Genomic DNA, 18,756 nt, shown 5'->3' with positions numbered 1-18,756 from the left:
TTAGTGACGCGTATCAGGCATGCCTTCCCTCTATCAAACGGTAATATCTTTCCACTCGATAATTTTTAATGCCCCAGTCGGGCAAGCATTGGCGCATTCCCCGCATAACACACATTTTGAGGATTTTTTCGTTTCCGTGTTGACGGTCGCCATCATCCACGGGCAGGCTGTGGTACAAGCGCTACAGCCAATGCAACGTTTATGGTCCACGGCAATACAACCGTCTTCCTGCTTCCAGGTAATGGCGCCAATCGGGCAGACCTTCATGCATTGCGGATCTTTGCATTGGCGGCAGGTATCCGCGGTATAGTTTAAATCACCATACAGTCCGCCACCGGACCCGACGCCATCATCGCCAAAGAAGTAATTACGATGAATTTTGATGCGGGAAAAGAAGGTGCCAACGGCCCCATCGTTATAATTGGTACAGGAAATCTCGCAGCGATGACAACCAGTGCAGCGTGCTCGCTGCGTTACCAGCACCCCTTTCGGCGTATTGATAAGCCCAACGGTACCGCTGTCGATATCTTCCTGCTTACAACCAAAAAGTGATAACAACGCGGGCGCAATGGTCAGTCCTGCCAGACCCTTTCCGGATATACGTAGGAATTCAAGCCGCGTTAAACCACAATCTAAAAATGGACGATCAACCTGGTTCATTTATTTCGCATCCTCTTCGCAAACGCAGTAGCGGCAACACATCAAGGCTAATTTTTGCGCACAGATCGGGCCAATTCGACCATTAATGTTGCCAACAACACGTGAATATTTGCCCTAACCTGATCGTATAAATGACGGTGGTTAAACTAAATGAATCTAATCCTTTAGGGTTAGGCACAATGATAATGTGGTTATTCAGCGCCCGTCGTTTTGATCGTCATCAATTAAAAAACGGAAGGAAAGTAATTAATGCGGAGTGAGATTTATTATCATTAAGATAAGTTGAAATAATATTTCATATGGCTTGCAAATATTTGTGACTTCACTCTCAAATATATTTTTATATATCAATCGATATACAACCAAATATACAGCGATGTGTGTTTCTCTAATTGCAGTCCTAAATTATATATATTGATAGAATAACGTGACGAGAATAAGAGGATGGCGCAAATGACTGCCCTCCTCTTTTTATGGATTATCCGGCCAATGCTTTAATAACGGTCTCAATGGCCTGTTTTTCTAGTTCACTGCGCTTTACACGCTGGTTGGCGAGGGTGGTTCTCAGCACACCCGCAATGACGATATGCTTTGGCTCTTGTCCCAGATCGCGCATTTCCAGTACTACTTTACCGACTATTCTGCACATTTCCCGGTACAACTCATCGTCTTTGGTCTGATTTCCCATATTTGCCCGCTCGTCATTAACTCAAACCAACAGCATATATCACTCTGGCTAATTAGACAAAATTCAATGAAAATCAAACAAATGTCATAAATCTATCGGATCCGCTGCAGTCGATTTACCAGTTCCGCAAGGCTCCGCGCCTGCATTTTTTCCATCACCCGCGCGCGATGAACTTCAACCGTGCGCACGGCAATATTCATAGCGTCCGCAATTTCCCGATTCATTAACCCTTTTGCAACCAGTTGCGCCAACTCTCGCTCCTTTGGTGTGAGCATCTGATAGCAGGCCACGATCTCTTGTCGCGAGAAAGCGGCGTGAGAAACCTGCAAAGCGTGCTCTAACGCCGTCTGCAAAGGCCCGGCGGACACCGGCTTTTGCAAAAAATCGACTGCTCCACGTTTCATTTGCTCAACCGCCATCGGCACATCACCATGCCCGGTGAGGAACACCACCGCCAGCGTACTTTCTCGCTGGCGCATCACTTCATGTACAGCATGCCCATCCAGTACCGGCATACGCATGTCCAGCAAAAGCACGCCCACCTGGTGCAGATTTGCCCCTGCGAGGAATGTTTCACCCTGCTCCCAGCAACATACCTCATATCCCAGACTTTCCAGTAAAAACGCACAGGCCTGGGTGACGGCAATGTCGTCATCCAGCAGATGAATTAATGCCACTACGGCCTCCCTCCTGGTTTTGCTTAAAATGTAATGTCACTACCGCCCCCGCTTTTTCATCAGGAGCCTGATGATTTTTGATCTCAATGTCGCCATTTGCGTAACGCACCAGCCGCTGACAAATGGCTAATCCCAGCCCCATGCCTTCTTTACGGGTGGTCATAAACGGCTGAAAAGCCTGGTACAACTGCGCCTCATCAATACCGCCAGCGTTATCCTGCACCTGAATACGCACATCCCCCTCCTCACGCTGAGCGCTAAACCACACCGTGGTTGCCCCGGCCTGGGCCGCATTGAGCACCAGATTGGCCAGCACCTGCTCAAGCAGAACGCTTGGCAGAGTCAGCGTTAACGTCTTGCCGACACGCGTTTGCAGCGCCACCGCCGGGAATTGCTGGGGCATGCGCAATAATTGCCAGACGTGATGAATTGCATCATGAACGTTGACGGCCCGCCAGTCATCGGTCATCACCGGATTACCCTGCGCCTGGCTGACCCACTGGCGCAGATTGTGCAAGGTATCAGCGCCCCGCTGCGCCTGAGCATCAATGTTCTCCAGCGCAGGCAACAACGGATGCTGCTTATCCTGACCGCGCAGGCGGATCAAACAGCCCTGCGCATAATGGCGGATAGCCGACAGCGGCTGATTAAGTTCGTGGGCAAACCCGGAGGTCATCTCGCCAAGCACACTCATTTGGCGAGCGGTTTCCAGCGCCTGTTCTTGTTTGCGCAGCAGAATGCTGTTCCGCTCCAGTTGCCTGCCGCGACGACGAACCAGCAGCATCACCCAGATATAATTGAGCGTCAGCAGCAACAGCACAACGGCCACAGCCCCCATAGCGAGCTGGTGCTGGATAAACCAACTTTTGACGTCCAGCCAGAGCTGGCGCTGCTGCGGATGCTGGCGGACATCGCGTAGCAACGCTTCTACTTCGCGTGTCGAGGCAGGCGCTCCCCAGCGAAACGTTGCATTCTGCGGAGAATTGAACAGCACCCGTGTGACGCGATCGGCGAGCTCGTCGCTCACTGCAGGCAGTGCCGCAAATGACCAGTCAGGATAGAGCGGCGTACTGGTTAAACAGGGAATCGAGGTCGGATGGTTGAGTACAGCCCTAAAGTCCGTTTTATGAATGAGCCCTTCCTCATCCATGTTTTCCAGCAGACACACCGGCACAATCACCGCCTGCACAGCTTTTTCGCGTAGTAAATAGAGTAAGGCATCGGCAGGAAAACCGGTAAACCTCAGGCGTAAATCGCGCTCAGGTCGCAGACCGGCATCGCTAAGTGCTTTATACCCCAACAAATAGCCGCCAAAAGCCTGAGCATCAATGGCGCCAACCGTTTTACCGATCAGATCATGCGCGGAAGTGATTCCACTATCGCGCCTGACGAGAATCGCGCTACCGATCACGTTACTGGCGGCTTTGCCTCCCCGGGTAGAACGTAACGACGCCAGCCAGCGTAACGCAGAGCGGTTGTTTAGCTGTACAAACTGCGCCGGATTGGTGACCACAAATTGTACCGTGCCGCGATTCACCGCCTCCTGCATCTGGTGCAGATCCAGCGGTTGTATATGAAACTGCTCACCGGGAATTTGCTGATTCAACAGGGTTTCCAACGGCTGCCAGTGCTGACGTGTGGAGATCTCCCCACGCATTGCCAACACGCCAATGTTCCATGTCTGCGCCGCGACCGTGCCGCTTAGCATCCACAGCGACGCCAGTACCGTCAGGCATCTTACTACGTTGCGTCCCACTCAATTATCCCTGTCAATTATGTTGTTTTAGATCAACAACAAGCCGGGTATGTGGTTAACCACAATAGAGTACCCCCGGTCACGATTTTTACACTGTAAATCATTGAGATTCTTTATTCATCACACACAAATCAACGGCGTGACCAATGTTTCGTTGTTGTACCGTGACGGGAGAAAATATGGACAGCAGTAAACGGCAGTTTCTCCAGCAACTGGGCGTCCTGACCGCTGGCGCTTCACTGGTCCCCCTGGCGCAGGCGCAATTCCCCTTCTCGCCTGAACGCCATGAAGGCTCACTCGCGCATCGCTACGCCATGTTGATTGACCTGCGACGCTGCATCGGCTGCCAGGCCTGTACCGTCAGTTGCGCTATTGAAAACCAGACGCCGCAGGGAGAATTCAGAACCCTCGTTAACCAGTATCAGGTGCAGCTTACAGGCCAGCAAAGCGTCACCAACGTCCTGCTGCCGCGCCTGTGCAACCATTGCGATAATCCCCCTTGCGTACCCGTTTGTCCGGTGCAGGCCACCTTCCAACGTGAAGACGGTATTGTGGTCGTCGACAACACCCGCTGCGTGGGTTGCGCTTACTGCGTGCAGGCCTGCCCTTACGATGCGCGGTTCATCAACCATGAAACGCAAACCGCCGATAAATGCACATTTTGCGTACACCGTCTGGAAGCGGGGCTGCTCCCGGCCTGCGTGGAATCCTGCGTCGGCGGCGCACGCATCATTGGCGATATCAAAGATCCGCACAGCCGGATTTCTCAAATGCTGCATGAACACCATGAGGCCATCAAAGTGCTAAAACCCGAAAGCGGAACATCACCGCACGTGTTTTATCTGGGTCTGGATGAAGCGTTTGTCACCCCGTTAATGGGACGCGCTCAACCCGCTCTCTGGCAGGAGGTTTAAATGAACCATTCACTGATTATCGAAGAGGTTCTGGCCCATCCGCAACATGTAAGCTGGTTACCCTGGGCCGTACAGTATTTCTTTTTCATCGGTATTGCCGCCTGCGCCGCGCTGTTCGCCTGCGTGCTGCACTGGCGCAAACAAGAGACGCCGGACCTGGAAAACCTGACGCTGTTAATTGCCCTGACCTGTGCAATAACTGCCCCGTTGGCGCTAACCGCCGATTTACACCAAACCGCCCGCGTCTGGCATTTTTATGCTTATCCAACGCCATGGTCCTGGATGCCGTGGGGCGCGCTGTTTTTACCGCTGTTCACCGGCTTCCTGGGCCTGTGGTTTCTGGCACAACACGTTAAGCAGCTAACGCTTAAAAGTTACAGTGTAACTAAATGGTTGGCCGTCGGTAGCGCCTTATCCGCCATCGGATTACTGGTTTACACCGGTCGCGAAGTGTCGGTGGTGCAGGCGCGTCCCATTTGGTTCAGCTACGCCTTTCCGGTTGCAATGTTCCTCAGCGCGCTGCAAACGTTCCTCGCCCTGCTCATCGCTGCAACAAACAGTGAAGGCTCTTTGCTGCGCAAACTGGCGTGGGGACAAATTGTCGCCTTGAGCGCGCTGGCTATCGTGGTGGCAATTTGGGTGAGCGGCAATACGCTCTCCGGTTCAGCAATTCGCCAGTGGCTGGATGTCGCCTCTTCGGCACGACACTACACCATCGGTTGGGTTGCGTTATGGCTTGTCTCGCTCGTCCTTTGCGGGCTGGTGCTGCGTTTTCCATTATCGCGGCTGCTGCGCATATTACTGGCGTTTAGCGCCATGGCGCTGTGCTGGCTGATGCGCTGGACGTTACTCATCCAGGTACAGACCGTACCGAAATTTAACGCCCAATTTAATCCTTACACCCTGCCCGGCGGCACCGATGGCTGGCTGGCCATTGTGGGCACCTTCGGCCTGTGGATAGCACTGATTATTATTGTTCGTGAAGCGCTGAACGCGATCGCAAGGAGAATGCAACATGGCTAATTTTACCCGTCGTCAGTGGCTTAAAGTCGGTCTTGCAGTAGGTGGCATGGTGACGTTTGGTCTGAGTTATCGGGATGTAGCAAAGCGCGCACTGGACGGTTTGCTGGACGGTACCTCTGGTAAAATTACCCGCGACCGCATCTTTGGTAATGCGCTCATCCCTGAAGCCAATGCCCGGCCGCAATGGCAGCAAAATCCGCAGCAGGTGATCTCAATGACGCAGTGCTTTGGCTGCTGGACGCAGTGCGGTGTGCGGGTACGCGTTGATAGTGAGCAAGGCAAAGTGCTGCGCATTGCCGGTAACCCTTATCATCCATTATCTCACGAGCACCATATTGACGCCTCGGTTCCCTTTGCCACGGCAATGGCGCAACTGGCGGGCGAGTCGGGTCTGGACGCGCGCTCCACCGCCTGCGCTCGTGGCGCAACCTTACTTGAAGGTCTGTACAGCCCACAGCGCATTCTGCAGCCCATGAAACGCGTCGGCAAACGCGGCGAGGGAAAATGGCAGCGCATCAGCTTCGAACAATTAATCACAGAGGTGGTGGAAGGCGGTGACCTGTTTGGTGAGGGCCATGTTGATGGCCTGCGGGCAATTCACGATCCCCATACGCCGCTTGATGCCAGACATCCCGGCTTTGGGCCAAAATCCAATCAGTTGCTGGTCACCAATACCAGCGATGAAGGACGTGATACGTTTTTACGTCGCTTCGCGCTGAACAGTTTCGGCAGTAAAAACTTCGGCGCGCATGGCGCTTACTGCGGTCTGGCCTACCGGGCCGGTTCTGGTGCGCTAATGGGCGATCTGGATAAAAATACCCACGTGAAGCCCGATTGGGATAATGTCGAGTTCGCGTTGTTTATGGGAACCTCTCCGGCGCAATCCGGCAATCCGTTTAAACGCCAGGCTCGCCAACTCGCCAGCGCCCGTTTACGCGACGACTTTCGCTATGTGGTGGTGGCGCCAGCCCTGCCATTAACCACGGTACTGGCTGACGATCGCGGCCACTGGCAGCCCGTGCGTCCGGGAAGCGACTCCGCGCTGGCGATGGGTATGATCCGCTGGATAATCGAAAAACAGCGCTATAACGCCGATTACCTTGCGATTCCCGGCGTACAGGCCATGCAGCAAGCCGGTGAAAAAAGCTGGAGCAACGCCACGCATCTGGTGATCACCGATGAGATCCCAAATCTTGCCGGGCAGCATTTAACCCTCGCGCATCTGAACGCAAACGCCGCCCAGGAGCCGGTGGTCGTTAACGAAGCCGGAGAAATCGTCGCCGCCAGCGGTTGCCCACGCGCGCAGTTATTTATCACCCGCGTGGTGACGCTGGCAGACGGCCAGACGGTGACGGTAAAAAGCAGCCTCCAGTGCCTGAAAGAATCCGCCGAAAAACTCACGCTGGCGCAATACAGCCAGCAGTGCGGCGTGGCTGAAGCAGACATTAGCGCACTGGCCGACGCGTTTACCCGCCACGGACGTAAAGCGGCGGTAATCGCGCACGGCGGAATGATGGCAGGTAATGGATTTTATAACGCCTGGTCGGTAATGATGCTCAATGCGCTGATTGGCAACCTGAGTCTTGAAGGCGGCGTGTTTGTCGGCGGCGGCAAGTTCAATGGCGCCACCGATGGACCACGCTACAACATGGACAGTTTCACCGGGAAGATTAAACCAAAGGGATTAAGCATCGCACGCAGTAAAACCGCGTATGAGTCTTCCGAAGAGTACCGCAATAAAGTAGCCGCCGGACAATCGCCCTTCCCGGCAAAAGCCCCCTGGTATCCGTTTGTGGCAGGTCAACTTACTGAACTTCTTGTCTCGGCACTCGAAGGCTACCCTTATCCGCTAAAAGCCTGGATCTCTAACATGACCAACCCGTTTTACGGCATCGCAGGGTTGCGCGGCGTGGCGGAAGAAAAGCTTAAAGATCCTGCGCGTTTGCCGCTATTTATCGCCATTGATGCCTTTATGAACGAAACCACGGCGCTGGCAGATTACATCGTGCCGGATACCCATAACTTCGAAAGCTGGGGATTCAGCGCCCCGTGGGCGGGCGTCGCCAGCAAAGCTACCACCGCTCGCTGGCCCGTGGTCAGAGCCGCAACCAGCAGTACCGCTGACGGTCAACCGGCCTCAATGGAATCTTTCTGTATTGCGGTAGCAAAACGCATTGGTTTGCCTGGTTTTGGTGATAATGCGATTACCGACCCACAGGGCAATCAGTATCCGTTAAATCGTGCGGAAGATTATTATCTGCGCCTCGCCGCCAATATTGCGTTTATGGGTAAATCACCGGTCCCGGAGGCTCAGCCGGAAGACATTGCCTTGACCGGGGTGCAACGGATCATGCCGGTGATAACGCAAACGCTGAAAGCCGATGAAGCCAGCCGGGTGGCATTTGTGTATTCACGCGGCGGGCGTTTCGCCCCAGCCAGCAGTGGCCGGGTGGAGGATCGCGTCGGCAATGCGTGGGAAAAACCGCTGCAAATCTGGAATGCGAATGTCGCCGCGCACCGCCATGCGATTACCGGCGAGCGCTACAGCGGCTGCCCGGCCTGGTATCCTTCGCGCCTGTCAGACGGACGTGCGGTCGAGGAGTTGTTCCCGGAACAAGAATGGCCGCTGAAATTGATCTCCTTTAAATCCAATACCATGTCCAGCGCTACGGCGGTCATCCCGCGCCTGCATCATCTGAAGCCGGTTAATCTGGTGGCGCTCAACCCGCAGGATGGTAAGCGGTACGGCTTAGCACATGGCGATACGGTACGTATCACTACGCCTGGCGGTCAGGTACAGGCGCAAATAAGCCTGCTTCATGGTGTTATGCCGGGAGTTATCGCCATTGAACATGGCTATGGACATAAAGAAATGGGCGCGGCGCAGCATACGCTCGACGGCGAGCCGATGCCATTTGACGCGCAGATAAGGTCGGGAATTAATCTCAATGACTTGGGCTTTGCGGATCCTACCCGGCAGGTAACCAATACCTGGCTTGACTGGGTGTCGGGTGCGGCGGTACGCCAGGGGCTGCCAGCGAGAATTGAGCGCGTGTAACTCGCGCGTCCGGTGGCAACGCTAACGCATTTTATCCGGCCTACAACATCCTGTAGGCCGGATAAGGCAAAAAGCGGATCAGTTATTCACCGGGATCACCGCGCCTTTGTATTTAGTGCGGATCCAGTCCTGAATCTCTTTTGAATGCAGCACGTCTACCAGCGCCACAATATCCTTTTTCTTCTCATCGCCGCGATGTACGGTAATGATGTTGGCATACGGGTTGTTTTCACCGCTTTCGACGGCAATCGGATCTTTCACCGGATCCAGCCCCGCGTCGATAGCGTAGTTCGCGTTAATCACCACCGCATCGCCTTCGTCGTTGTTGTACATCTGCGGTAACAGCGCCGCTTCCACGTTAGGCAGGAACTTCAGTTTTTTCGGGTTTTCCACGATGTCGCTAATGCGCGCGGTGACTTTGTCCACCCCCGGTTTCAGCTTGATCACACCCTCTTTTTCGAAAATCGACAGGATACGGCCTTCCTCAGATACCGCATCGCGCATGATGACCTTGCCGCCTTCCGGCAGATCTTTAAGCGATTTCACCTTCTTCGAATAGATGCCGATCGGCTCAATGTGAATCGCTCCGGCGCTGACGAAGTCATAGGTTTTATCGCCAGCATGATCTTTAATCACGCTGTTCAGATACGGAATATGTTGGAAGTAGTTAGCGTCAATTTCACGGCCAGCCAGCGCGGTATTCGGCAGGATGTAATCCTGGAACGGCTTAATTTCCAGGTCGATCCCCTGCTTTGCCAGAATCGGTTTGGCCTGCTCAAGGATCTCCGCGTGCGGTACGTTTGATGCGCCAACGGTCAGCGTATCAGCCCAGGAGGCGAAGCTCAGGGCGCTTAAGGTTGCTGCGGCGAGTAATGTCAGTGATTTTTTCATGATAATGGTTTCCGTATTTTATTAGCGTTTATCTAACAGAGAGGTGATCACATCGCCGCAAAGCTGGATGATGAAGACGATGAGCAGAATCGTCACCGTCGCCACCAGCGTGACGTCGCTGTGGTTGCGCTGGAATCCTTCCAGATAGGCCAGATTCCCTAAACCCCCGGCACCAATGACTCCCGCCATCGCGCTGTAGCTGACCAGCGCAATCAGCGTCACGGTAATCCCGGACACCAGAGCGGGAGAAGATTCCGGCAGTAAAACCCGAAAAATAAGCGTACTCAGACGCGCGCCCATCGAACGCGTCGCTTCAATAACGCCTTTATCCACTTCACGCAGGGCAATTTCGACCAGACGCGCGTAAAACGGCGCGGCTCCCACAATTAACGCAGGCAGCGCGGCATTGGCGCCGAGAATGGTGCCAACCATCGCTTTGGTAAATGGGATCAGCAGCACGATCAAAATGATGAAAGGGATCGAACGGAAGATATTCACCACCAGCGAAATCGCGCTATACACAGCGCGATTGTGGAACAGTCCGCCACGCGCCGTCAGAAACAACGCCAGGCCAAGGGCGATCCCAAGGACAAAGGTCGCCACGCCAGAAAGCGCGGTCATATAGAGCGTTTCCTGCGTTGCTGCTAATAATTGATCCCATTTCAGATGGGGGAACAGTCCTTCAGCCATGTTGAATCACCTCACCTTCAATGTCGCTATCGCGCAGGTCGGCCAGAATATTGCTCAGTTGCTCCTCGGTAGCCACAACGTGCACCCATAGCTGACCAAACACTCCGTGCGCGGTTTGCGTCATCTTGCCGTGCAAAATGTTAAACGGCAGGCCGTAGCGCAGGGTCAATTCTCCAACGACGGGACGGTGGGTGCGTTGCCCGGTAAACGTTAGCTTGATCACCACGCCGCCCAGTTCGCTCGCCAGCTGTGGGTTGAACTCATCTTCTTCGGCGTACTGGCTCACCTGACGCACGAATTGTCGGGTGATCGGCTGCTGCGGATGGGTAAAGACGCTGAGCACATCGCCTTCTTCAACGACTTTACCGTTTTCCATCACCGCCACGCGGTCGCAGATTTTGCGCACCACGTGCATTTCATGGGTGATCAACACAATGGTTAATTTGAAGCGACGGTTAATATCGAGCAGTAAATCAAGGATCTGATCGGTAGTTTGCGGATCTAACGCCGAGGTGGCTTCGTCGCATAGCAGTACGTCAGGATTGTTCGCCAGCGCGCGGGCAATTCCCACCCGCTGTTTTTGCCCGCCGCTGAGCTGAGACGGATAAGCATTCTCGCGACCACTCAACCCAACCAGCGTAATCAGTTCGGCAACCCGCGCTTTGATGGACGCCTTTGGCGCACCCGCGATTTGCATAGAGAAAGCAATATTTTCGCTAACCGTGCGCGACCACAGTAAGTTGAAGTGCTGGAACACCATGCTGATTTTCAGTCGCGCCTGACGCAGAGATTCTCCGCGGGCGGCAGAGATATCATGGCCGTTAATCGTCACGCTGCCGGAGGTCGGTTTTTCCAGACCATTAAGCAAGCGAATTAAGGTGCTCTTACCCGCCCCGCTGTAACCAATAATTCCGTAAATCTGTCCCTGCTCAACCGTCAGGTTGACGTTATCGACAGCGGTAATGGATAGCCTGCCTGGCGTAAACACTTTTGAAATATTTTTCAGGACAATCATGTCGTTTGGGTATCCGCTGCTGCTTTTTGTAATCCTGCTAGCGCTTTTAGCTGTTTAGCAGTATGGATGTCCAAACGAGTGTAATGAGTGAAATTGGCTTTTAGAATGAATTAAAACGAATTTGATATAATTTTTAGGAATATGATCTGTACATTGAAAACCCTCGCGTAAATCTGTTTATTTGGATAGCCAGGGCAGGTTGTTGCGCAACAAACTGTCGCTGAGCCCAACGCCTTTATCCATACCGATGAACAAATTAATGAATATTTTTTGTAAAACCGCACAGAACTGTTTTGAAACAGCGTTTCCATTTTCCTTTTAGATAAAATTCAGCGTATAATGCGCGCCAATTGTCTCTTGAATGGTTTCAGCACATTGACCTGTAAAACTCAACGACTACAAAACTCACCTTCCCGTTGGGCTGAAACGCAAGCACACATTCCTCTGCACGCTCTTTCGATGTCACCTATCCTTAGAGCGAGACTTCACCACTTTCGTAACTCAGGTTTAGCTTCCCATCCGTGCGCGATGGGAGCCAGATTTCCCAATCCTTCTCAACTTAAAGACTAAGACTGTCATGAAAAAGACGAAAATTGTTTGCACCATCGGTCCGAAAACCGAATCCGAAGAGATGTTAACCAAAATGCTGGACGCGGGCATGAACGTCATGCGTCTGAACTTCTCTCATGGCGATTACGCAGAACACGGTCAGCGCATCAAAAATTTGCGCAACGTGATGAGCAAAACCGGTAAGAAAGCCGCTATCCTGCTGGATACCAAAGGTCCGGAAATCCGTACCATTAAGCTGGAAGGCGGTAACGACGTTTCTCTGAAAGCAGGCCAGACCTTCACCTTCACCACCGACAAATCTGTTGTCGGCAACAGCGAAATCGTTGCTGTGACTTACGAAGGCTTCACTAAAGATCTGTCTGTCGGCAACACCGTACTGGTTGACGATGGCCTGATCGGCATGGAAGTTACCGCGATCGAAGGTAACAAAGTTATCTGTAAAGTGCTGAACAACGGCGACCTGGGCGAAAACAAAGGCGTTAACCTGCCAGGCGTTTCTATCGCGCTGCCAGCACTGGCTGAGAAAGACAAACAGGACCTGATCTTCGGTTGCGAACAGGGCGTTGACTTCGTTGCGGCATCCTTTATCCGTAAACGTTCTGACGTGGTTGAAATCCGCGAGCACCTGAAGGCGCACGGCGGCGAAAACATCCAGATCATCTCCAAAATCGAAAACCAGGAAGGCCTGAACAACTTCGACGAAATCCTCGAAGCGTCTGACGGTATCATGGTTGCTCGTGGCGACATGGGCGTTGAGATCCCGGTTGAAGAAGTTATCTTCGCGCAGAAGATGATCATCGAGAAATGTATCCGCGCGCGCAAAGTCGTTATCACTGCGACCCAGATGCTGGACTCCATGATCAAAAACCCGCGTCCGACCCGCGCTGAAGCCGGCGACGTCGCGAACGCCATCCTCGACGGCACCGACGCAGTCATGCTGTCTGGCGAATCCGCGAAAGGTAAATACCCGCTGGAAGCCGTGACCATCATGGCGACCATTTGCGAACGTACCGACCGCGTGATGACCAGCCGTCTGGACTTCAACAACGACAGCCGCAAACTGCGCATCACCGAAGCCGTTTGCCGTGGCGCGGTTGAAACTGCGGAAAAACTGGACGCTCCGCTGATCGTCGTTGCAACCCAGGGCGGTAAATCTGCTCGCGCAGTGCGTAAATACTTCCCGGATGCCACCATCCTGGCGCTGACGACTAACGAAACTACCGCGCGTCAGCTGGTACTGAGCAAAGGCGTTGTGGCACAGGTTGTTAAAGAAATCAGCTCCACCGATGATTTCTACCGTCTGGGCAAGGAAGTTGCTCTGGAGAGCGGTCTGGCGCAGAAAGGTGACGTTGTGGTTATGGTTTCTGGCGCGCTGGTTCCAAGCGGCACGACCAACACCGCATCCGTTCACGTACTGTAATAATTCCGCCGCGAATTAATTTGCTTATAAAAGCGCCCTCGTGGCGCTTTTTTTATTTTATCGATAGCCACAATTAATAAAAAATCAAATCGGATTTCACTATCTAATCCGTGATTATCTAAGATGAATCCGATGGAAGCTTTCTGTTTTCACTCGGTTTTTTAGCCGTTTTTGCACAATTCGATGCTTCTTTGAGCGAACGATCAAAAATAAGTGCATTCCCATCAAAAAAATATTCTCAACATAAAAAACTTTGTGTAATACTTGTAACGCTACATGGAGATTAACTCAATCTAGAGGGTATTAATAATGAATCGTACTAAACTGGTACTGGGCGCGGTAATCCTGGGTTCTACTCTGCTGGCAGGTTGCTCCAGCAACGCTAAAATCGATCAGCTGTCTTCTGACGTTCAGACTCTGAACGCTAAAGTTGACCAGCTGAGCAACGACGTGAACGCAATGCGTTCCGACGTTCAGGCTGCTAAAGACGACGCAGCTCGCGCTAACCAGCGTCTGGACAACGCAGCTACTAAATACCGCAAGTAATAGTATCTGTGTAATAAAAATGGCGCACATTGTGCGCCATTTTTTTGCCCTGAATTTCTCGTTCCCTGTTATTGCGTAGCGCGCACCTCTGCATTCTCTCCCGGCACCCCATTTCGCGCAGACTTCACTTCCGCACCATTGTTAACGACCGAGGCCTGGCTGGCCGTCACTGTGACCGGATAACCCGCACGGCGATACAACGCGCGCTCCACCAGGCTGTTATCAACGGCTTTATTGTCTTTGAACTGAGTAAAACCGGCTGGGAGCACATACGGCATGGTCTGAACGTTTTGTTCCTCTTCCGGCGACAGTGGGCGATGCACCTCGACATACCGCATGCCGTTCGGCTCAATCGAATATTTGATCGGCTCATTAATCACCCTGACCGGCGTTCCTGTTCGGACTTGAGCAAACAATGCCTTGATGTCCGGCGCGTTCATGCGAATACACCCGGAGCTCACGCGCAGACCGACACTGTCCGGCGCGCTGGTGCCATGGATCAGGTATTCACCGTTTCCATGCGCCAGACGCAGTGCAAAGCGTCCTAACGGGTTATTTGGCCCGGCGGGCACTACCGGAGGCAATGTTATGCCACGTTCCAGAGAGCGTTTACGGATGCCTGCTGTAGGGGTCCAGGTAGGATTCGGTATTTTCTGCCCTACCCGGGTTTCCATCACCGGAGTTTCCAGCCCCTGCAAACCGATACCAATCGGGAATACCTGAACGATATTCTCTCCCGGCGGGTAGTAATACAGACGTAGCTCCGCCAGATTCACAATAATGCCTTCGCGTGGCGCATCAGGCAGCAGTAATTGCGAGGGAATAGTAATCAGGGTTCCGGGTTTGGGAACAGGGGCAATAGTATTATTGGCTTCGAGGATCAGCATTGCGGCGGTATCAAACTTACGGGCAATCGCCTGTAGGTTTTTATCCCCTTCCTGCACGGTATAAGTTTGATTTTGCCCAACAAGACGACTGTTTGCCTGGGGCAACGGATAATCGACCGCCCATGCGGCCTGAATAGCGCTGTAAGCGCCGATTAGCATTAAGGTAATAACAGACGCGCGTTTCATACTCACTCACCCCCCTGGCGTTCCTGCCGGACGACGGCGAGCGCCAGATCCGGCTTACGAGTCACTGCGTTGCCTTACACGATCGATTTCAAGTCGGTCTGAAAGTTGACGTGTTTTATCAGTTTAGCTAAGAGTTACGGCTTTGGCGCGGATAGCCCGAATCATTGCCTCCAGCCCCTGTGAACGAGACGGTGTGAGATGCTGTGCGAGCGCCATTTTTTCAAACCACGGACGCACATCAAAATTCACAATATCCTGGGCCGTCATGCGGTCGTACAGAATGAAGACCACGGCGATAAGCCCTTTCACAATTGCCGCATCGCTGTCGCCCTGAAATTCAATAATCCCTTCAGCATTCTGACGCATAACAATCCATACCTGACTTTGACATCCCTGAATGCTATTTTCGGGGCAGCGATCGTCGGCGTTTAATTCCGGCAAACGCTGACCCAGTTCAATGATGTACAGGTATTTCTCTTCCCAATTAGCGCAACGCAGAAAATTACGCAACAATTTTTCTTTATTCGGTAGCGCAGCCATAACGCCTCCCTGTTATCCCAGTAAGTGATGAATACGCTTGAGACCTGTCACCAGGCGATCCACTTCTTCATGGGTGTTGTACATGGCAATCGACGCCCGACACATGGCGGGAACGTGATAGTAGGCCATCAGCGGCATTGCGCAGTGATGCCCCGTCCGCACGGCGATCCCATAGTTATCGAGAAAACTCCCGACGTCATAGGCGTGATGTTTGCCGAGGTTAAAGGCAATCACCCCAAGGCGGTTATCCGGTCCGTAAAGCGTCAAATCCGGCACGTCCGCCAACTGTTCCAACGCATAGCGCATCATGAACTGTTCATATTCGCTAATTTCAGTCAGCCCCAGCGCTGAAACATACTCAATAGCCGCGCCAAGCCCGATGATTCCTCCTGTGTTAGGCGTACCGGCTTCAAAACGCCACGGCGCTTTGGCCCACGTCGTCCCCTGGCTCAGGCTCACGGTCGCAATCATCGAACCGCCGCCTTCCCATGGCGGCATTTCCTGCAGCAGCGCCTCTCTGGCATACAGCACGCCAATACCGGTTGGCCCGTAGAGCTTATGTCCGGAGAAAACATAAAAATCGCAATCTAACGCCTGCACATCCACTTGATGATGCATAACCGCCTGTGCGCCATCCACCAGTACTTTTGCGCCGTATTGATGCGCCAGCGCAATCATCTCACTTAGCGGGTTTTCGGTGCCCAGTACGTTTGAAACATGGGTAATTGCCAGCAGTTGCGTACGCTCATCGAACAGCGCTGGCAACGCTTCCAGTTGCAATGTGCCGTCGGCATTGAGCGGAATGACCCGCAGTTCTGCGCCCACGCGGGCGCACAGCATTTGCCAGGGAACAATGTTGGCATGGTGCTCCATTTCGCTGATGATGATGTTATCGCCAGTCTTGACATTGCTGGTGCCCCAACTGTTCGCCACCAGGTTAATGCCTTCCGTGGTACCGCGAACGAACACCAGCTCTTCAGCGGAGCGAGCGTTAATAAACAGCGAGGCGAGCTTGCGCACATTCTCCATTTTTTCCGTGGCCTGCGCGCTCAGCGTATGGATACCACGATGAACCGCCGCATAACCGTGACGGTAAAACTCGGCTTCGGCATCGATCACCTGATTAGGCTTTTGCGCGCTGGCAGCGCTGTCCAGATACGCCAGCGGTAAACCGTTCACTTCACGCGTCAGGACCGGAAAATCAGCCCGCACTTTTTCAATAGGAAATGTCATGCTACGCCTCCCGGCAGGCGGTGAGCGATCCGCGCCAGTACCAGTTGTTTAAGCGTTTCATCGCGCAGGGCTTCCGTCAGCTCAGCGGCAAACGCATAGAGAATCATCTGTTGAGCATCCTGCTGACCGATCCCGCGCGAACGCAGATAGAACATCTGCTCGTCGTCAATCCGCCCTACCGTCGCCCCGTGACTGCATTTCACGTCGTCGGCATAAATTTCGAGCTGAGGCTTGGTGTCCACTTCCGCCAGTTTTCCGAGCAGTAAATTGTTATTGGTCATCTGACCGTCGGTTTTAATGGCGTGTTGGGCGACGTTGATCAGGCCATTGAACACCGCCCGCCCCTTATCGCTGACAATCGTTTTATGCAACTGGCGGCTGTTGCAATAGCCCTTGTTGTGTGCAAGCCAGGTCCGGGTGTCACAAACTTCGTTTTTCACCGGCATCGCCAGGCTGTTAAGGCGCAGCGTGGTATTTTCGCCGTTGAGCTGGGTACTGGTGTTATGGCGTAACACGGCATCACCCAGCAAGAAACTTTGGCTGACTGCCGAGGCATCTGCACTCAACTGAATATCATTATGGGCAAAGTGGTGGCTGAGCGAATTCTCAAACGCCAGTTTAATGTGGTGCAAATGTGCATTGGCCGCGACGTTCATCGTTAAGCGCGCCCCGGTAAAATGGCGAAGCTCGCTGAGACTGACATAATGCTCAATAACGGTGGCTTCTGCGCCTTCCGCCAGTTCCAGATGGTGACGATAGTGCGCCGTATTCACCGCATCGCCCGTCGCTCCCTGGGTAATGTGCAGCAGCAGCAGCGGTTTCGCTGGTCGCTGGTTACGCTTGACCAAAATGTGCGTTACGCTGCGGGACAGGCTTTCGGTCAGGTGCAGAAATACTTCCGGCTGAATAGCCGCAGGCAGCATCTGACGCTCATCATTAACGGTAATATCAAATCCGCTACCTTCCACACTGTCGCTGAGCGTGGGACAAAATTTCCCGTCGACAAACACCAATCGTACCGCATCAATCGCTGGTGCCAGCGCTTCAAACTGGGCTGGCGTTAGCGCGGAGACATTGCTGACGAACCGGCTGTTGGTTAATCCCTCCAGAGGCGTGTATTTCCAGTCCTCATGCTTACGCGTTGGCAGCCCCAGACGCAGTAGCTGTTGCAGATGCTGTTGCGCATAGTGCGAACGGGTCTCCCCTTGGGTCTCAAACAGATGGTGCCACTGTTGCAGCACGTTACTGCTGTTCGCTAAGCCAGCCATATCCTTGCTCCTCCAGTTGTTTGACCAGCGTGAAATCGCCGGACTTCACAATTCGCCCCTGGTAGAGAACGTGAACATAATCGGGTTTGATATAGTCCAGGATGCGCTGATAGTGAGTGACGATAATAAATGAGCGTTTCCCGTCGCGCAGCGAGTTCACGCCATCGGCGACGATTTTCAGCGCATCAATATCCAGCCCGGAGTCTGACTCATCGAGAATGCACAACTGAGGCTCCAGCACCGCCATTTGCAAAATGTCATTCCGCTTTTTCTCACCGCCAGAGAAACCGACGTTTACCGAACGCGTCAGTAAGTCTTCCGGCATCTTCAGCAGCGCGATTTTTTCTTCCATCAGATCCTGGAAGTCGAACCTGTCCAGCGACTCCTCCCCACGATAACTGCGCACCGCATTCAGCGCCGTTTGCAGGAAAAACTGATTACTGACGCCGGGAATTTCTACCGGATACTGAAATGCCATAAAGATCCCTTCACCGGCCCGGTCTTCCGGCGACAGTTCCAGTAAATCCTTACCGTTAAATTCAACCGTCCCGCCAGTGACTTCGTAATCTTCACGTCCGGCGAGCGTGGCGGACAGCGTACTTTTCCCGGAACCGTTCGGCCCCATAATGGCATGGACTTCTCCGGGACGAATCTCAAGGCTGAGCCCACGCAGAATCGCCTTATCTTCGACACTGACCTGTAAATCTTTAATGCTTAACATGTGCTTTCCTTAA

General features: G+C 53.2%; 17 protein-coding genes. 5 read left to right on the top strand and 12 right to left on the bottom strand.

What is annotated here, in order from left to right:
* Window positions 1-33: 33 nt before the first annotated feature.
* The 4 genes from FDX09_RS11290 to ttrS form a co-directional block, all read right to left on the bottom strand.
* Window positions 34-660 (bottom strand): ferredoxin-like protein, encoded by a 627-nt coding sequence (locus tag FDX09_RS11290; protein ID WP_038640293.1) that lies wholly within the window; start codon window positions 658-660, stop codon window positions 34-36.
* 478 nt (window positions 661-1,138) lie between these two features.
* The gene (gene fumD / locus FDX09_RS11285; protein ID WP_038640291.1) at window positions 1,139-1,348 is read right to left on the bottom strand and encodes a fumarate hydratase FumD; all 210 of its coding nucleotides are present in this window, start codon (window positions 1,346-1,348) and stop codon (window positions 1,139-1,141) included.
* A 92-nt stretch (window positions 1,349-1,440) separates the two neighbouring features.
* Window positions 1,441-2,025, bottom strand: coding sequence for a tetrathionate respiration response regulator TtrR (gene ttrR, locus FDX09_RS11280; protein ID WP_137347219.1), 585 nt, complete (start codon window positions 2,023-2,025; stop codon window positions 1,441-1,443).
* On the bottom strand, window positions 2,000-3,733 hold the full coding sequence (gene ttrS, locus FDX09_RS11275) for a tetrathionate respiration histidine kinase TtrS (RefSeq protein WP_121528987.1): 1,734 nt from the start codon (window positions 3,731-3,733) through the stop codon (window positions 2,000-2,002). The genes ttrR and ttrS overlap by 26 nt, the downstream gene beginning before the upstream one ends.
* Before the next feature lie 227 nt (window positions 3,734-3,960).
* Between ttrS and ttrB the strand changes: the two genes are divergently transcribed.
* The 3 genes from ttrB to ttrA are packed head-to-tail and all read left to right on the top strand — an operon-like array spanning window position 3,961 to window position 8,776.
* Entirely contained in the window at window positions 3,961-4,695 is a 735-nt protein-coding gene (gene ttrB, locus FDX09_RS11270) for a tetrathionate reductase subunit TtrB (protein WP_038640285.1), read from the top strand.
* Window positions 4,696-5,718, top strand: a complete 1,023-nt coding sequence (gene ttrC, locus FDX09_RS11265; protein WP_137347218.1) for a tetrathionate reductase subunit TtrC — start codon at window positions 4,696-4,698, stop codon at window positions 5,716-5,718. It begins immediately after the preceding gene.
* Window positions 5,711-8,776: a tetrathionate reductase subunit TtrA gene (gene ttrA / locus FDX09_RS11260; RefSeq protein WP_137347217.1), complete on the top strand. Its 3,066-nt coding sequence runs from the start codon at window positions 5,711-5,713 to the stop codon at window positions 8,774-8,776. Before ttrC ends, ttrA begins: the two co-directional genes overlap by 8 nt.
* A 78-nt stretch (window positions 8,777-8,854) precedes the next feature.
* Here ttrA and FDX09_RS11255 read toward each other — a convergent pair whose 3' ends face one another.
* Genes FDX09_RS11255 through FDX09_RS11245 form a run of 3 tightly spaced genes read right to left on the bottom strand, consistent with a single transcriptional unit; the run spans window position 8,855 to window position 11,372 of the window.
* Window positions 8,855-9,667 (bottom strand): MetQ/NlpA family ABC transporter substrate-binding protein, encoded by an 813-nt coding sequence (locus FDX09_RS11255; protein WP_003029358.1) that lies wholly within the window; start codon window positions 9,665-9,667, stop codon window positions 8,855-8,857.
* A 21-nt stretch (window positions 9,668-9,688) separates the two neighbouring features.
* Window positions 9,689-10,357 (bottom strand): methionine ABC transporter permease, encoded by a 669-nt coding sequence (locus FDX09_RS11250; protein WP_069324235.1) that lies wholly within the window; start codon window positions 10,355-10,357, stop codon window positions 9,689-9,691.
* On the bottom strand, window positions 10,350-11,372 hold the full coding sequence (locus FDX09_RS11245) for an ATP-binding cassette domain-containing protein (protein WP_121528984.1): 1,023 nt from the start codon (window positions 11,370-11,372) through the stop codon (window positions 10,350-10,352). Before FDX09_RS11245 ends, FDX09_RS11250 begins: the two co-directional genes overlap by 8 nt.
* Before the next feature lie 577 nt (window positions 11,373-11,949).
* On the opposite strand from FDX09_RS11245, the gene pykF reads away from it, so the two are divergent.
* On the top strand, window positions 11,950-13,362 hold the full coding sequence (pykF, locus tag FDX09_RS11240; RefSeq protein ID WP_006684766.1) for a pyruvate kinase PykF: 1,413 nt from the start codon (window positions 11,950-11,952) through the stop codon (window positions 13,360-13,362).
* 309 nt (window positions 13,363-13,671) lie between these two features.
* A complete protein-coding gene (gene lpp / locus FDX09_RS11235; RefSeq protein ID WP_003029373.1) occupies window positions 13,672-13,908 on the top strand; it encodes a murein lipoprotein Lpp in 237 nt (78 codons plus the stop codon).
* A gap of 68 nt (window positions 13,909-13,976) precedes the next feature.
* On the opposite strand, the gene FDX09_RS11230 is transcribed toward lpp, so the two are convergent.
* The 5 genes from FDX09_RS11230 to sufC all read right to left on the bottom strand — a co-directional run bounded on the left by FDX09_RS11230 (window position 13,977) and on the right by sufC (window position 18,743).
* The gene (locus FDX09_RS11230) at window positions 13,977-14,981 is read right to left on the bottom strand and encodes a L,D-transpeptidase family protein (protein WP_137347314.1); all 1,005 of its coding nucleotides are present in this window, start codon (window positions 14,979-14,981) and stop codon (window positions 13,977-13,979) included.
* Window positions 14,982-15,104: 123 nt separating this feature from the next.
* Window positions 15,105-15,521 carry a cysteine desulfuration protein SufE gene (gene sufE / locus FDX09_RS11225; protein ID WP_137347216.1) on the bottom strand — a complete coding sequence of 139 codons (417 nt, stop codon included), beginning with the start codon at window positions 15,519-15,521 and terminating at the stop codon, window positions 15,105-15,107.
* A gap of 12 nt (window positions 15,522-15,533) precedes the next feature.
* Window positions 15,534-16,754 carry a cysteine desulfurase SufS gene (gene sufS, locus FDX09_RS11220; RefSeq protein ID WP_137347215.1) on the bottom strand — a complete coding sequence of 407 codons (1,221 nt, stop codon included), beginning with the start codon at window positions 16,752-16,754 and terminating at the stop codon, window positions 15,534-15,536.
* Window positions 16,751-18,022, bottom strand: coding sequence for a Fe-S cluster assembly protein SufD (gene sufD / locus FDX09_RS11215; RefSeq protein ID WP_137347214.1), 1,272 nt, complete (start codon window positions 18,020-18,022; stop codon window positions 16,751-16,753). Before sufD ends, sufS begins: the two co-directional genes overlap by 4 nt.
* Entirely contained in the window at window positions 17,997-18,743 is a 747-nt protein-coding gene (sufC, locus tag FDX09_RS11210; RefSeq protein ID WP_038640264.1) for a Fe-S cluster assembly ATPase SufC, read from the bottom strand. The genes sufD and sufC overlap by 26 nt, the downstream gene beginning before the upstream one ends.
* Window positions 18,744-18,756: the final 13 nt, after the last annotated feature.

It is taken from the genome of Citrobacter sp. wls717 (genome assembly GCF_005280955.1).
Taxonomy (GTDB): Bacteria; Pseudomonadota; Gammaproteobacteria; order Enterobacterales; family Enterobacteriaceae; genus Citrobacter; species Citrobacter werkmanii.
Note: the sequence above shows the minus strand (reverse complement) of the source record. Positions and strands in the feature narration are given on the sequence as shown.

What these genes read in the sequence shown, in the direction of transcription:
- FDX09_RS11290 (WP_038640293.1), bottom strand. Translation starts at nt 660, where the DNA reads ATGAACCAGGTTGATCGTCCATTTTTAGATTGTGGTTTAACGCGGCTT.
- fumD (WP_038640291.1), bottom strand. Translation starts at nt 1,348, where the DNA reads ATGGGAAATCAGACCAAAGACGATGAGTTGTACCGGGAAATGTGCAGA.
- ttrS (WP_121528987.1), bottom strand. Translation starts at nt 3,733, where the DNA reads ATGCTAAGCGGCACGGTCGCGGCGCAGACATGGAACATTGGCGTGTTG.
- ttrB (WP_038640285.1), top strand. Translation starts at nt 3,961, where the DNA reads ATGGACAGCAGTAAACGGCAGTTTCTCCAGCAACTGGGCGTCCTGACC.
- ttrC (WP_137347218.1), top strand. Translation starts at nt 4,696, where the DNA reads ATGAACCATTCACTGATTATCGAAGAGGTTCTGGCCCATCCGCAACAT.
- ttrA (WP_137347217.1), top strand. Translation starts at nt 5,711, where the DNA reads ATGGCTAATTTTACCCGTCGTCAGTGGCTTAAAGTCGGTCTTGCAGTA.
- FDX09_RS11255 (WP_003029358.1), bottom strand. Translation starts at nt 9,667, where the DNA reads ATGAAAAAATCACTGACATTACTCGCCGCAGCAACCTTAAGCGCCCTG.
- FDX09_RS11250 (WP_069324235.1), bottom strand. Translation starts at nt 10,357, where the DNA reads ATGGCTGAAGGACTGTTCCCCCATCTGAAATGGGATCAATTATTAGCA.
- FDX09_RS11245 (WP_121528984.1), bottom strand. Translation starts at nt 11,372, where the DNA reads ATGATTGTCCTGAAAAATATTTCAAAAGTGTTTACGCCAGGCAGGCTA.
- pykF (WP_006684766.1), top strand. Translation starts at nt 11,950, where the DNA reads ATGAAAAAGACGAAAATTGTTTGCACCATCGGTCCGAAAACCGAATCC.
- lpp (WP_003029373.1), top strand. Translation starts at nt 13,672, where the DNA reads ATGAATCGTACTAAACTGGTACTGGGCGCGGTAATCCTGGGTTCTACT.
- FDX09_RS11230 (WP_137347314.1), bottom strand. Translation starts at nt 14,981, where the DNA reads ATGAAACGCGCGTCTGTTATTACCTTAATGCTAATCGGCGCTTACAGC.
- sufE (WP_137347216.1), bottom strand. Translation starts at nt 15,521, where the DNA reads ATGGCTGCGCTACCGAATAAAGAAAAATTGTTGCGTAATTTTCTGCGT.
- sufS (WP_137347215.1), bottom strand. Translation starts at nt 16,754, where the DNA reads ATGACATTTCCTATTGAAAAAGTGCGGGCTGATTTTCCGGTCCTGACG.
- sufD (WP_137347214.1), bottom strand. Translation starts at nt 18,022, where the DNA reads ATGGCTGGCTTAGCGAACAGCAGTAACGTGCTGCAACAGTGGCACCAT.
- sufC (WP_038640264.1), bottom strand. Translation starts at nt 18,743, where the DNA reads ATGTTAAGCATTAAAGATTTACAGGTCAGTGTCGAAGATAAGGCGATT.